The organism is Bradyrhizobium sp. WYCCWR15520, from assembly GCF_056174665.1.
Map to the genome: position 1 here is coordinate 15,606 of NZ_JBWBWM010000030.1, position 12,935 is coordinate 28,540.

Sequence of the window (12,935 nt, forward strand, 5' to 3'; positions counted from 1 at the left end):
CGTCAGTCCTTCTCTTCCTCGACTGCGGGCGCCGCGAGCGAACGCAGCACCAGCACGGGAAGGATCAGTGTAAAGACGATGACCTCCTTGAAATTGCTGGCGTAGAACGAGGAGAACGCCTCGACGCTGCCGACCAATAGCGCGGCGACCGCGGTGAGCGGATAGCTGACGAGGCCGCCGATGATTGCGGCAATAAAGCCTTTCAGGCCGATCAGGAAGCCGGTGTCGTAGTAGAGCGTGGTGATCGGCACGATCAGGATTCCGGAAATGGCGCCAATCAATGACGCCAGCAGGAATGCGATCTGGCCCGACAGTGTGGTGCGGATTCCGACGAGGCGGGCGCCGAGGCGATTGACCGCGGTGGCGCGCAGCGCCTTGCCCATCAACGTGAAGCCGAAGAACAGCCACAGCGCGACGATGAAGGCGATGGTCAGCCCGTAGACCGCAAGGCTCTGGCCGGTGAAGCGCAGCGGGCCGACCGTCAATGCCGCACTCGACAACGCCGGGCCGCGCAGACCCTCGGCGCCGAAGAACACGAGGCCAAGGCCCTGCAGGGCGAGATGGCAGCCGACGGATGCGATCAGCAGCACCAGCACCGAGGTATGGGCGAGCGGCTGGAACGCGATGCGATAGAGAAACAGCCCGATCGCCGCGACGATCAGCAGCGACAGCGCGATGTTGACCGCAATCGGCGTCTTGGGACCGGCCAGCCCGTAGGTCAGGGCCAGGATCGCGGCGGGGAGAACGATGTTGAGGGCGAGGGCGCGCAGGACTCGCTTGAGCCGTAGCGACCGTCGCGCGTCAAACAGATCGAGAGCAAAGGCAGCCACGCCCATGGCGAGCGCCAGCCACGCGGTGCCCGGCACCTTGCCGGTCGCCAGCACGGCGTAGCTCAGTGCGCCGAAGGTGACGAACTCACCCTGCGGGATCAGGATGACGCGCGTGACGGCAAATACCAGCACCAACGCGAGCCCGAGCAGCGCATAGATCGCGCCATTGGTGATGCCGTCCTGCAGCAGGAACAGCATGATCGTCGTATTCAAGACTGGCGCTCCCCCTAAAAGCGTCGCCGGCCTGACCTCGCGCGGTTTGCCGGCCGTCCCACATCTCGGCAGTTGAAAGGCGCCGATATTTGATATAATCAATAACAATTATCAAATATAACATCAAGGCCCCGGCCATCGGTCGAGGCACTTTCCGGGTGCGAGCCTCACGCCATGACAGTTTCCAAGGCAGCCACCGATGCCGTCAAGCCGTCGCGGAGCAATGGCAAGGAGATTGCCGATGGCGCCGCTGACAATGCCGGGCTGCAGCTAGGCGAACTCGCCGACCTGCTCGGCTATTCGCTCAAGCGCGCGCAGCTCAAGGTGTTCGAAGATTTCCTGCGCTGCGTCGCGCCGCTGCAACTGACGCCAGCGCAGTTCTCGGTGCTACTGTTGCTCGACCGCAATCCCGGGCGCAATCAGACCGAAATCGCCAACACGCTCGGCATTCTCAGGCCGAATTTCGTCTCGATGCTGGACGCGCTGGAGAGCCGCGATCTCTGCACCCGGATGCGGTCAACCAATGACCGCCGCTCGCACATTCTGGTCCTGACCGACAAGGGAAGAGCGGTATTGGCGCGCGCCAAGAAGCTCGTCGCCAGCAAGCACGAGGCGCGGCTCAACGAATTGCTGGGGCCTGCCAACCGCATCGCCCTGCTCGAAATGCTGTCGAAGATCGCGACGGAGTTTTGAGTGTCCGTCATTCCGGGGCGCATCGAAGATGCGAACTATGGTGCGCAATTGCGCACCTGAGAATCTCGAGATTCCGGATTCGCGCTTCGCGCGCTCCGGAATGACGAGCTCGGCGATCAAGCCGCGACGATACGACCTTGAGCCTCGCGCGGTCCGCGGCCCGACAGGAATTGCCGCTCGATCTCGGCGGCGGGGAGTGGCTTGCTGAACAGAAAGCCCTGCATCTCCGTGCATCCCTCGGATGCAATGCTGTCGAGCTGCTCTGCGGTTTCCACGCCCTCGGCGGTGGCCGTCATGCCCATGCCATTGGCAAGCGCGGCAACCGCCCGCACGATATTGAGCGAGCTCGAATCCTCGGTGATGTTCTTGACGAACGAACGGTCGATCTTGATCTTGTCGAACGGAAAGCTCTGCAAGTAGGTCAGCGATGAATATCCGGTGCCGAAATCGTCCATCGCGATTCGGATTCCGAGCCCGCGCAACTGATGCAGCAGCGCGAGCGTCGCTTCCTTGTTGTGGAGCAGGACGGTCTCGGTGATTTCGATCTCGAGCCGCGTCGGCGCAAGACCGGAGTCTGCGAGCGCGCCGATGATCACCTGCATCAGGCCGGAACTGCGAAACTGCATTGCTGAAATATTGACGGCGACGTGAAGGTGGTCGGGCCATTGCGCGGCGGTCGCGCAGGCCTGCCTGATCACCCATTCGCCCATCGGAACGATGAAGCCGATTTCCTCGGCCAGCGGGATGAATGTGGCCGGCGAGACAATTCCCTTGATCGGATGATTCCAGCGGATCAAGGCCTCGAAGCCGCTGATTTCCTTGCTGGCGAGGTTGACGACCGGCTGATAGTACAGCTCGAATTCGCCTCCCGGCAGCGCTCGGCGCAGATCCTGCTCCATGATGCGGCGGGTTTGCATCTGCAGGTCCATCGCAGGCTCGAAGAAACGGAACGTGCCGCGGCCGTCGCTCTTGGCGCGATAGAGTGCGAGATCGGCATTGCGCAGCAACTTGTCGGGGTTCGCGCCGTCTCCGGGGCCGACCGAGATACCGATGCTGACGCCGATCACGGCCTGCTGACCGTCGATGTCATAGGGTTCGCTCAGCGCATCGATGGCGCGCTGCGCCAGCGAAGTGGCGTCGGCGGGATCAGCGATCGCGGCCTGCACGATCACGAACTCATCGCCTCCCATCCGTGCGATCGTGTCGGCCACGCCGACGAGGGCGCGCAACCTGTCGGCGACGATCCTGAGCAACTTGTCGCCGCAGGGATGACCGAACGTGTCGTTCACGGCCTTGAACTGATCGAGGTCGAGGTGATGGACGGCGACCATTTCGTCGTGCTGAACCCTGCCCAGCGCATACTCGAGTCGCTCGTTCAGCAACACGCGGTTGGCAAGGTCGGTGAGCGCGTCGTGATGCGCCATGTATTCGATCTTGACCTCGGACTGGCGCTGCTCGGTGATGTCTTCATGGGTCGCGACCCAGCCGCCGCCGGGCATCGGGCGATGACGGATCTTGAAGGTGCGCCCGTTCATCAGGTCGACGATGCTGTCTTTCGCCTCGTTGGAAACCGCTACGTTCGTGCGCCATTGCAGATATTCGTCCCGCGTCATGGCGGGGAAGCTGCCGGCTTCAAAACGCAGATCGACGATCTCGACCAGCGACATGCCGGGACTGACTCGCTCCGGCGCGATATCATACATCTCGACAAAGCGATCGTTGCAGACGATCAGGCGGTGATCGGAATCGAAGAAGCAAAGCCCCTGCGACATGTTGTTGATCGCGGTGTCGAACTGGAAGTTTCTGACGCGCAGGGTCTCTTCCTGCTGCCTGCCGAGTTCATATTGCTTCTTCAGCCGGGCATTGAGCTCTTCGCGCTCGGTGATGTCCTCGTGGGTCGCCATCCCGCCGCCGCCGGGTATCGGGTAGACGGTGTAGGCGATGAACCGGCCGTCAGTGAACTCCTGCACCGTGGTATCGAGCGCGATGTCGCGGCCGACGCGCTCACGGATGTAGTCATCTACCGCGACTTGCACCTTCAGGCCGAGCCTGAGCCGATGCCGGATCAGCTCATGGGTCGGTGTCCCCGGCTTCACCTGTTCGGGCGAGAGCCCGTACATTTCCCTGTAGCGCTCATTGCAGAAAACGACTTCGCGCTTCTCGTCGAAAATGACGATACCGAGCGACAAATGGTTGATCGCCTCTTCGAGCTGCGCACTCGACTGCGCCGACCGCGAGGCGGTGATCTGGCCGTGATCCGTCATGTAGCGTTTCCCCAGCCGCCAAGGGCGGCTCTCCTCCCCCAGGAGAGCGGTCATTAGAAGACCATGCTGGTGAATCGCAGCTTCGAGGAAGGCAGGTCCGAGCCGGTTCCTCGCAACTTGCTCAACAAAGCGTTAATGCCGTCGCGGCACGCACTGGATGCCGGCGGCCGCCCGAAAAACCTAAGCGTAGTCCACCAGGATCACCCTGACGTCATTGACGTTGGTGAGCGTCGGACCCGTCAGCACGAGATCGCCGGTGGCTGAAAAGAACGCGGTGGCATCGTTGTTGGCGAGATAGGCCGCGGGATCGAGGCCGAGCGATTTCATCTTCGCAAACGTCGTCTGATCGATCACGGCGCCGGCCGGATCGCTAGCGCTGCCGGCGCCGCCGTCGGCTCCGTCGGTGTCGGCGGCCAGCGCCACAATGCCGGCCGTGTCCTTCAGGAGGTCCGCCAGCGCCAGCGCATATTCCTGGTTGGGGCCGCCGCGGCCATTGCCGCGCACGGTCACCGTGAGCTCGCCGCCCGACAGGATCGCGATGCGCTTGCCTTCGCTGCGTGCCTTCAGCGCCATCCGCGCATGATCGGCCGCCACCTCGCGCGCTTCGCCCTCGAGATCGGCGCCGAGGCCGATGACCTCATATCCCGCGTCCTTCGCGACCTTGATGGCCGCGTCGAGCGAAGCTTTCGGTTTTGCGATCATTTCGAAGTGAGCGCGAGCAAAGGCAGGATCGCCTGGCTTGCTGCTCTCGTTCCTCGAATCTTCGAGGGCACGCCTGACCGCGTCGTCAACCGTGAGATTATACTTCGTCACCAGCGCGCGGGCGTCCGCCAGCGTGCTCGGATCCGGCACCGTCGGTCCCGATGCAATCGCCGACGGGTCGTCGTGCGGCACGTCTGAGATCGCGAGCGTCACGATCTCGGCGGCGTGCTGTCCGGCGCGGGCGAGCCGGCCGCCCTTGATTCGCGACAGATGCTTGCGGACGATGTTCATCTCGCCGATCGGCGCGCCCGAGCGCAACAGCGCGCGGTTCACCTGCTGCTTCTGTGCGAACGAAACGCCGTCAGCCGGCGCGATCCAGTTCGCGGAGCCGCCGCCGGATAGCAGCACCAGCAACAGATCGTCCGCCGTTGCCTCGGCGGCGAGCCGCAGCGTTTCGTCGGCAGCCTTCAGCCCGGCTTCGTCAGGTACGGGATGGCCGGCCTCGATTACCCTGATCCGCCGCGTCGGCACGCCGTGGCCGTGGCGCGTGGTGGCAAGCCCAATCAGCCGCGACGGATCGAGCCCCAGCGTATCGAGGTAGTGCCGTTCGGCTGCAGCCGCCATCGCCGCCGCGCCCTTGCCGGCGGCGAGGCAGATCACCTTGCCCTTGGGTAAGGGACGCAGATGCGCCGACAGCACGACGTCCGGATGCGCGGCCGCAACGGCCGCATCGAAGATCGCACGCAAGAGGGAACGTCGGTCGGTCATGAGGGCACGTGAACTGGATGAGACGGAGGGTCTGGTTATCCATCCAATCGCTGCAAAAGAAAACCCCCGCGAGCGGGTCGCGGGGGCTCTTGTTGGCCGGAAATGGGCCGATCAGATTTTGGAATGACTAGCCGCCGGCGTCACCCGAGAGGACTTCGCCGAAGCGTTCCCAGGTCTCGCCCTTGAACTTGATCAGCTGCACCGACGAGATCGGGGCGAAGTCGGTCGCCGAGGTGTTGACCTTGATGCCCGGCAGCAGACCGCCGAGTTCGAGGTCCTTGATGCTGGCCGCCTGCTTCATGACGTTCTCGCGCGTGAGATTGTCGCCGCAAGCCTTCAGCACATGCGCCAGAGTCTGGGCAACCGAGTAGCCGTACATCACCGACGCATCGGCGCGGTTGGCTTCCGGATAGTATTTGTCCAGGAACTCGTTCCAGGCCTTCATGCCCGCATCGTCCTTCCACTGCGCATCCGTCGGGTCCTTCAGATACTGCGAGGAGATGATGTCCTGCGCGTTCTCCATGCCGGCCGGCTTGATGACACTGCCGATCGAGGCCGAGACGTTGTTGAGGAAGTGCAGTGGCTTCCAGCCGATCTCCGCGTTCTTCTTGATCGCCTGCGCCGCGAATTTCGGCGTGGTAATGTTGATGAAGACGTCGGCGCCGGTCGCTTTCAGCTTGACGATGTGGGAGTCGATCGTCGGTTCGGAGACTTCGTAGCTCTCCTCCAGGACGATCATCGACGCGGCCTTGGCGCCGAGACCGTCCTTGAAGCCCTTCAGATAGTCCTTACCGTAATCGTCGTTCTGATAGAGGATGCCGATTTTGGCGTTCGGCTTCTCCTTCAGAATGTACTTCGCATAGATCTGGGTTTCGCTCTGGTAGTTGGGCTGCCAGCCCATCGTCCAGGGGAAATTCTTCGGGTCGTTCCACTTGGTGGCGCCGGTGGCGACGAACAGTTGCGGCACCTTCTTGCTGTTGAGATATTTCTGGATCGCCGTGTTCGGCGGCGTGCCGAGCGGATTGAAGATCAGCAGAACTTCGTCGCTCTCGACCAGCTTGCGCGCCTGCTCCACCGTCTTCGGCGGGCTATAGGCGTCGTCATAGCTGATGAAGTTGATCTTGCGGCCGTTGATGCCGCCCTCGGCGTTGATCTTCCTGAAATAGGCTTCCTCGGTTTTGCCGATCACGCCATAGGCCGAAGCCGGTCCGCTGTAGGGCATGATGTTGCCGATCTTGATCTCGGTATCGCTCGCGCCGGGGTCGTACTTCTTCTGTGCGAGAACGCCGCTCGAAGTTGCCGCGAGTAGTCCAAACGCGGCCGAAACAACCGCAAGTTTTTTCATTGTGGACATTTCTGTCTCTCCCTTTTCATTTATTAAACGTACCCGTCGGGCTCCTTGAACGAAGCTCTTTTAACAGCGTCGTGAGTAGCATCTTGCTGGAAACCTCACAACAAAAAGCCCTGCGGCAAAGCCGCAGGGCTGCTTCCTTGATAGGCGGTGCCGGCTGACTAGCCGCCGACGTCGCCGGAGAGAATCTCGCCGAAGCGTTCCCAGGTCTCGCCCTTGAACTTCATCAACTGCAATTGCGAAATCGGGGCAAAGTCGGTCGCCGAAGTGTTGACCTTGACGCCCGGCAGCAGGCCGCCAAGCTCGAGGTCCTTGATGTTCGCCGCCTGCTTCATGACGTTTGCGCGGGTCAGGTCGTCGCCGCAAGCCTTCAGCACGTGAACGAGGCCTTGTGCCACGGTATAACCGTATATCACCGAGGCGTCGGCACGGTTGGCTTCCGGATAATACTTGTCCAGGAACTCGTTCCAGGCCTTCATCCCGGCGTCGTCCTTCCACTGCGCGTCGGTCGGATCCTTGAGGTAGGCGGACGAGATGATGTCCTGCGAATTCTCGAAGCCGGCCGGCTTCATGACGCTGCCGATCGAGGCCGAGACGTTGTTGAGGAAGTGCATCGGCTTCCAGCCGATCTCGTTCATCTTCTTGATTGCCTGCGCCGCGAACTTCGGCGTCGTGATGTTGAAGAACACGTCGGCATTGAGCGACTTCAGCTTGACGATGTTGGAATCGATCGTCGGCTGCGAGACCTCATAGCTTTCCTCGATGATGATCATCGATGCCGCCTTGGCGCCGAGGCCGTCCTTGAAGCCCTTCAGATAGTCCTTGCCGTAGTCGTCATTCTGATAGAGCACGGCGATCTTGGCGTCCGGCTTGTTCTTTAGAATGTACTTGGCGTAGATCTGCGACTCGCTCTGGTAGTTGGGCTGCCAGCCCATCGTCCACGGGAAGTCTTTTGGATCGTTCCACTTGGTGGCGCCGGTCGCGACGAACAGTTGCGGCACCTTCTTCGAGTTCAGGTATTTCTGGATCGCGGTATTGGGCGGGGTGCCCAGTGAATTGAACACGAGCAGGACTTCATCGCTCTCGACCAGCTTGCGCACCTGTTCCACCGTCTTCGGCGGAGAGTAGGCATCGTCATAACTGACGAAGTTGATCTTGCGGCCGTTGATGCCGCCCTCGGCGTTGATCTTCCTGAAATAGGCTTCCTCGGTCTTGCCGATCACGCCGTAGGCGGAAGCCGGACCGCTGTAGGGCATGATGTTGCCGATCTTGATTTCGGTATCGTTGGCGCCGGTGTCGTATTTCTTCTGCGCAAGCGCGCCGCTGCTGGTGGCAGCAAGCAATGCGAGGGCGGCCGAAAAGGCTCCCAAGCGCAAGTTGATGGCGAGCATTTTTTGATCTCCCTGGGATCGATGACTGTGTCATTGTTTTTGATTGGAGCACTTGGCGGCTCTTGACCGCATTGAATACCTTTCGGCTGCGTCCAGCAACAAAAAGCCCCCGCGACGATGTCGCGGGGGCCGATATTTAGCCTGATCCCCGGGAAACTACCGCCCGGCGGAATATTGGTTAATGGCTGAGTTCGCCACTCCAGAGCGTCTTCGTTGTTCTCAGTTCTTCCTGAGATTGCCGAGCATCTGCTGCGCAACAATCGCAACCTGCCTTGCACCATGCGGTACGAGGAAGATCACGAGGAACAGAAGCACGCCGAACACCGCGCCGGAGAGGCCCTTGGAGATGCTCTCCGCGATGTTGGGCACGAAGATGATGAAGGCGGCGCCGACGAACGAGCCCGGCAGCCAGCCCACGCCGCCGACCACCATGCCAAGGAATAGCGCGATCGCCAGGTTGATCGTGTAGCTGTCGGGCGCCACGAACGCCACGACGATGGCGCTGAGCCCGCCGGCGATACCGGTGATGCCCGCGGACACGCCGAAGGCGAGCGTCTTGTACTGGGCGACATCGACGCCCATGGCGGAGGCTGCGATCTCATTGTCGCGGATCGACATGAAGGCGCGGCCCGAGCGTGAGCGTAGCAGGTTGACCGACCCGATATAGATCGCCAGCGCGATCGCCAGCGTGAAGTAGTAGAGCCACTTGTCCTGTCCAATCGGCAGGCCGAACGGCGCATCGGGTTTCATGACGGTGAGGCCCTGCACGCCGCCGGTCCAATGCTCGAGGAAATGCAGCTTCAGGAGTTGCGGCATGGCGACCGCCAGCGCGAAGGTGGCAAGGGCCAGGTAGATGCCGGAAAGCCGCAACGCGGGTTTGCCGAACAGGTAGCCGGCGCCGAACGAGACCAGCCCCGCGATCGGCAGCGTCAGCGCATAGTTCATGCCGACGTTTTCCATCAGCACCGCCGACGTATAGGCGCCGAGCGCATAGAACGCGCTCTGACCGAGCGAGAACTGCCCGCTGCCGCCGGTCAGGATGTTGAGCGCCAGCACCGCGATCCCGTAGATCATGACCATCGTCATCTGGAAGACGACGAAGTTCTTCACGAACACCGGGGTGACGAGCAGTGCCGCCAGGATCACCAGCGAGGTGCCGGTGCCCAGCGTCATGGCGCGCTTCGGAACGGCCTCGACGGCCGGGGCTTCTGTGACGGCGTCTTCTGCAGCTGCGCTCATGATCAGACTCGCTTCACGATGGCTCGGCCGAAGAGACCGGCAGGTTTGAAAACCAGGACGGTGATGATCAGCGCAAGCGCGATCGGGAGTTTCAGTTCATTGCCCACGCCGGGGATGTAGGTGCCGGCAAGATTCTCGAAGACGCCGACCAGGAAACCGCCCACGACGGCGCCGAGCGGCGAGGTAAGGCCGCCGAGCACGGCGGCGGCAAAACCGTAAACCAGAACGCCGCCCATCATGTTCGGTTCGAGGAACACGACTGGTGCGATCAGGATGCCGGCGACGGCGCCGATCGCGGAGGCCATGCCCCAGCCGAGCGCAATCATCCAGGAGGTATTGACGCCGACCAGCCGCGCCGATTCCGGCAACGCCGCCGCTGCGCGCATCGCAAGGCCGATCCGCGTGAACTGGAAGAAGAGGTAGAGCCCGACCAGCATCAAAAGCGTGACGCCGATCATCCCGGCCTGGTGGGTCGAGATCAACTGGCTGCCGAGGAACGGCGCGGAGCCGAACGGGGTCGGATACTGCTTGATGGTGAAATCCCAGATCAGACCGGCCACCGAGTTGACGATCGCAAACAGCGCGATGAAACCGGCGACGTTGGTCAGCACCGGCGCCTTCGCCAGCGGCTTGAACAGCAGCCGCTCGATGAGGATGCCGCCGGCGAACGAGATCGCCAGCGTGAGCAGGAACGACCACCAATAGGGCACGCCCCACTGCATCAATTGCCAGGAGATGAAGGTCGAGAACATCGCCATTTCGCCCTGGGCGAAGTTCAGATGGTCGATCGCCTGGTAGATCATGACCACCGCGAGCGCCATACAGGCATAGATCGCGCCCGTGGCGATACCGGCCAGGACTTGGTTGGTAAACAGCTCCATTGTCCTGCTCCTCAGTAGCCGAGATAGGATTTGCGGACGTCTTCGTTGCTCGCGATTTCCTTCGCGTTCCCCGACATCACGATCTTCCCGGTTTCGATCACATAGGCCTGGTCGGCGAGCTCCAGCGCCAACTGCGCGTTCTGCTCGACCACCAAAATGGTGACCTTGTCCTCGCGGTTGATCTTGCCGAGAATCTTGAACAGCTCTCGCACGATCAGCGGCGCCAGGCCGAACGACGGCTCGTCCAGCAGCATCAGCCGCGGACGCAGCATCAGCGCGCGGGCGACCGCCAGCATCTGCTGCTCGCCGCCCGACAGCGTGCCGGCCTGCTGGGTGTGGCGCTCCTTGAGCACCGGGAAGTGCTCGTACATGCGCTCGATATCGGCGACGATGTTCTTCTTGTCAGTGCGGGTGATGGCCCCAAGCTGCAGGTTTTCTTCCACCGTCATGGTGGTGAAGGTGCCGCGGCCCTGCGGCACATGCGCAATGCCGAGCCGGACCACGTTTTCGGTCGATTTGCCCGAAAGCGGCTTGCCCTCGAACTCGATCGCGCCGGTCGAGCGCACCATGTTGCAGATCGCCCGCAAGGTAGTGGTCTTGCCGGCGCCGTTGGCGCCCAGCAGCGTGGTCAGCGAGCCCTCGTTGAGCGCAAAGGTGAGGCCGTGAAGTGCCTGGACCTGACCGTAATAGGCGCGCAGATCCTTGACGTTGAGCATTGCGGTCATTGGTCCTTGCTCCCCAGATAGGCTTTGATGACATCCGGGTCGGCCTGGACCTGGGCCGGTGTTCCCTCGGCGAGCTTGCGGCCGAAGTTGAGTGCGACGACGTGATCGGCGATCGACATCACCAGACCCATGTGGTGCTCGACCAGCAGCACGGTGAGGTGGCGCTCGTCACGCAGCTTTCGGATCAGATCGCCGAGGACGTGGACTTCCTCGTGGTTGAGGCCGCCGGCAGGCTCGTCGAGCAGCAGGATCTTCGGGTCGGCGGCGAGTGCGCGCGCCAGCTCGACGCGCTTCTGGGTGCCGAACGGCAGGCCCGACACGATGGTGTGGGCGACCTCCTCAAGACCGAGATAGGCGACGATTTCGTGGACCTTCTTGTTGAGGTCGGCCTCGCTGCGGCGAACCCAGGCGAGCTTCAGCGAGTCCGAGATGATGTCGCTCGAGGTGCGCGCATGGCAGCCGACGCGGACATTGTCGAGCACCGAAAGGTTGGGAAACAGCGCGACGTTCTGGAACGTGCGGCCGATGCCGATCTCGGCGATCTTGTGCGCCGGGCGCGTCAGGATGCTCGTGCCTTCCATCAGGATATCGCCGGAAGACGGCTGATAGAGCCGGGAGAGACAGTTGAACAGGGTCGTCTTGCCGGCGCCGTTCGGTCCGATCAGCCCAAGGATATTGCCCTTGTGCATGTTAAAGGACACGCCGTTGAGCGCGATGATGCCGCCGAACACGACGCTGACGTCGCGAACCGCGAGCAGGGGTGAATTGCCCTGCGCGAGCTGTGCCTGCGTCATCGCGTCCCGCCCGCCCTGATCACGGAGCGGGAATGACCGCGCGAATCTCGCCGGTCATGGTGAACGCTATCTGATCCCCTCGGCCAAACGTGCAACTCTTCCTCCTGCTTTGGGCTTCTTATTTTCTGTTTTTTTGGATTGCGGTGCTGCGCCGCCCAGCGCCGTCTCGATGTTCCTTACCATCGTGACAAGGCGAGGTCCAATGTCGTTGACCAGGCGATCTTCCGTAAAACGGAAAGCGGGCGCGCCGCAATTGAAGGCATATGGTCCGGTTCCGTCGCTGAGCTTCAGCGGCACGCCGACCGCGTGCACGTCCTCCTGCCATTCGCCCGCGGAGATGGTGAAGCCGCGGCGCGCGAGCATTTCGCCCGCGCGTTCGATGCCGTCGCGCATTTTGGGCCAGCGATTGCCATAATGGTCGCGCAGTTCGCGCAATAACGAGGCACGTTCGTCGTCGGACAGGGCCCAGATATAGGCGCGGCCCATCGCAGTGGTCGCGATCGGTACGTGTGAGCCGACGTCAAGCTGCACACCGAGCAGCCCGGTGCGGCTTTGCCCGAAATAGATCATGCTGTGACGGTCGCGCCCGCCGACCGCGACCGCGCCGCCGGTCTCGCGCATCAGCGCTTCGCGATAAGGTTCGGACAAATGCCGAACACCGAGATTGGCGAGTGCGGCATATCCCAGCGCCATGGCTGATGGCGCGAGCTGATACTTCTCGAAGCGCGGAACGGGTGTAAGATAGCCGAGCTTGGTCAGGGTGTAGGTCAGCCGGGAAATGGTTGGCTTCGGCAGATTGGTACGGGCGGCAAGTTCTTGATTGCCGAGAAGTCCGTCGTTGGGATGAAATGCGCGCAACACATCTAGTCCGCGGGAAAGTGCGACGACGAAGCTGCGATCGGTCGCCACTTTCTTCCCTGGACGCTTCATTACCCGCCACTGCTGCTGATGAGCTCGTTGACAAGGGACGTGCTTCAAAATAACCCTCCCTGTCAAGATGTGGAATTAAATTTCGCAGTGCGAAATTGATGAAACGGCCGTAGCTACTCAACGCAAGTCGAGTGGCATCCAAGAACAAGCGATC

General features: G+C 62.0%; 11 protein-coding genes. 1 reads left to right on the top strand and 10 read right to left on the bottom strand.

Features of this window, described 5'->3' with window-relative positions:
• Positions 1-2: 2 nt before the first annotated feature.
• Complete coding sequence (locus tag AC0QUY_RS29635) at positions 3-1,043, bottom strand: branched-chain amino acid ABC transporter permease (protein ID WP_475389778.1); 1,041 nt, start codon at positions 1,041-1,043, stop codon at positions 3-5.
• A gap of 174 nt (positions 1,044-1,217) precedes the next feature.
• Here AC0QUY_RS29635 and AC0QUY_RS29640 point away from each other — a divergent pair, with 174 nt between their 5' ends.
• The gene (locus AC0QUY_RS29640; protein ID WP_475389779.1) at positions 1,218-1,736 is read left to right on the top strand and encodes a MarR family winged helix-turn-helix transcriptional regulator; all 519 of its coding nucleotides are present in this window, start codon (positions 1,218-1,220) and stop codon (positions 1,734-1,736) included.
• Positions 1,737-1,852: 116 nt separating this feature from the next.
• Here AC0QUY_RS29640 and AC0QUY_RS29645 read toward each other — a convergent pair whose 3' ends face one another.
• From AC0QUY_RS29645 to AC0QUY_RS29685, 9 genes are all read right to left on the bottom strand, one after another.
• A complete protein-coding gene (locus tag AC0QUY_RS29645) occupies positions 1,853-4,000 on the bottom strand; it encodes a sensor domain-containing protein (protein ID WP_475389780.1) in 2,148 nt (715 codons plus the stop codon).
• Positions 4,001-4,180: 180 nt separating this feature from the next.
• Positions 4,181-5,470 carry a glycerate kinase type-2 family protein gene (locus tag AC0QUY_RS29650; protein WP_475389781.1) on the bottom strand — a complete coding sequence of 430 codons (1,290 nt, stop codon included), beginning with the start codon at positions 5,468-5,470 and terminating at the stop codon, positions 4,181-4,183.
• Positions 5,471-5,597: 127 nt separating this feature from the next.
• Positions 5,598-6,824, bottom strand: coding sequence for an ABC transporter substrate-binding protein (locus AC0QUY_RS29655; protein WP_475389782.1), 1,227 nt, complete (start codon positions 6,822-6,824; stop codon positions 5,598-5,600).
• A gap of 158 nt (positions 6,825-6,982) precedes the next feature.
• Positions 6,983-8,212: an ABC transporter substrate-binding protein gene (locus AC0QUY_RS29660; RefSeq protein ID WP_161851692.1), complete on the bottom strand. Its 1,230-nt coding sequence runs from the start codon at positions 8,210-8,212 to the stop codon at positions 6,983-6,985.
• A gap of 219 nt (positions 8,213-8,431) precedes the next feature.
• A complete protein-coding gene (locus AC0QUY_RS29665; protein WP_161851693.1) occupies positions 8,432-9,451 on the bottom strand; it encodes a branched-chain amino acid ABC transporter permease in 1,020 nt (339 codons plus the stop codon).
• 2 nt (positions 9,452-9,453) lie between these two features.
• Positions 9,454-10,332 carry a branched-chain amino acid ABC transporter permease gene (locus AC0QUY_RS29670; RefSeq protein WP_161851694.1) on the bottom strand — a complete coding sequence of 293 codons (879 nt, stop codon included), beginning with the start codon at positions 10,330-10,332 and terminating at the stop codon, positions 9,454-9,456.
• Positions 10,333-10,343: 11 nt separating this feature from the next.
• Positions 10,344-11,057: an ABC transporter ATP-binding protein gene (locus AC0QUY_RS29675; RefSeq protein ID WP_057858296.1), complete on the bottom strand. Its 714-nt coding sequence runs from the start codon at positions 11,055-11,057 to the stop codon at positions 10,344-10,346.
• The gene (locus AC0QUY_RS29680) at positions 11,054-11,851 is read right to left on the bottom strand and encodes an ABC transporter ATP-binding protein (RefSeq protein ID WP_475389784.1); all 798 of its coding nucleotides are present in this window, start codon (positions 11,849-11,851) and stop codon (positions 11,054-11,056) included. The genes AC0QUY_RS29675 and AC0QUY_RS29680 overlap by 4 nt, the downstream gene beginning before the upstream one ends.
• Positions 11,852-11,917: 66 nt before the next feature.
• Positions 11,918-12,781 (bottom strand): IclR family transcriptional regulator, encoded by an 864-nt coding sequence (locus AC0QUY_RS29685; RefSeq protein ID WP_161851696.1) that lies wholly within the window; start codon positions 12,779-12,781, stop codon positions 11,918-11,920.
• Between the last annotated feature and the right edge of the window lie 154 nt (positions 12,782-12,935).

Coding starts and splice junctions, on each gene's coding strand:
- AC0QUY_RS29640 (WP_475389779.1), top strand. CDS start 1,218: ATGACAGTTTCCAAGGCAGCCACCGATGCCGTCAAGCCGTCGCGGAGC.
- AC0QUY_RS29645 (WP_475389780.1), bottom strand. CDS start 4,000: ATGACGGATCACGGCCAGATCACCGCCTCGCGGTCGGCGCAGTCGAGT.
- AC0QUY_RS29650 (WP_475389781.1), bottom strand. CDS start 5,470: ATGACCGACCGACGTTCCCTCTTGCGTGCGATCTTCGATGCGGCCGTT.
- AC0QUY_RS29655 (WP_475389782.1), bottom strand. CDS start 6,824: ATGTCCACAATGAAAAAACTTGCGGTTGTTTCGGCCGCGTTTGGACTA.
- AC0QUY_RS29660 (WP_161851692.1), bottom strand. CDS start 8,212: ATGCTCGCCATCAACTTGCGCTTGGGAGCCTTTTCGGCCGCCCTCGCA.
- AC0QUY_RS29665 (WP_161851693.1), bottom strand. CDS start 9,451: ATGAGCGCAGCTGCAGAAGACGCCGTCACAGAAGCCCCGGCCGTCGAG.
- AC0QUY_RS29670 (WP_161851694.1), bottom strand. CDS start 10,332: ATGGAGCTGTTTACCAACCAAGTCCTGGCCGGTATCGCCACGGGCGCG.
- AC0QUY_RS29675 (WP_057858296.1), bottom strand. CDS start 11,057: ATGACCGCAATGCTCAACGTCAAGGATCTGCGCGCCTATTACGGTCAG.
- AC0QUY_RS29680 (WP_475389784.1), bottom strand. CDS start 11,851: ATGACGCAGGCACAGCTCGCGCAGGGCAATTCACCCCTGCTCGCGGTT.
- AC0QUY_RS29685 (WP_161851696.1), bottom strand. CDS start 12,781: ATGAAGCGTCCAGGGAAGAAAGTGGCGACCGATCGCAGCTTCGTCGTC.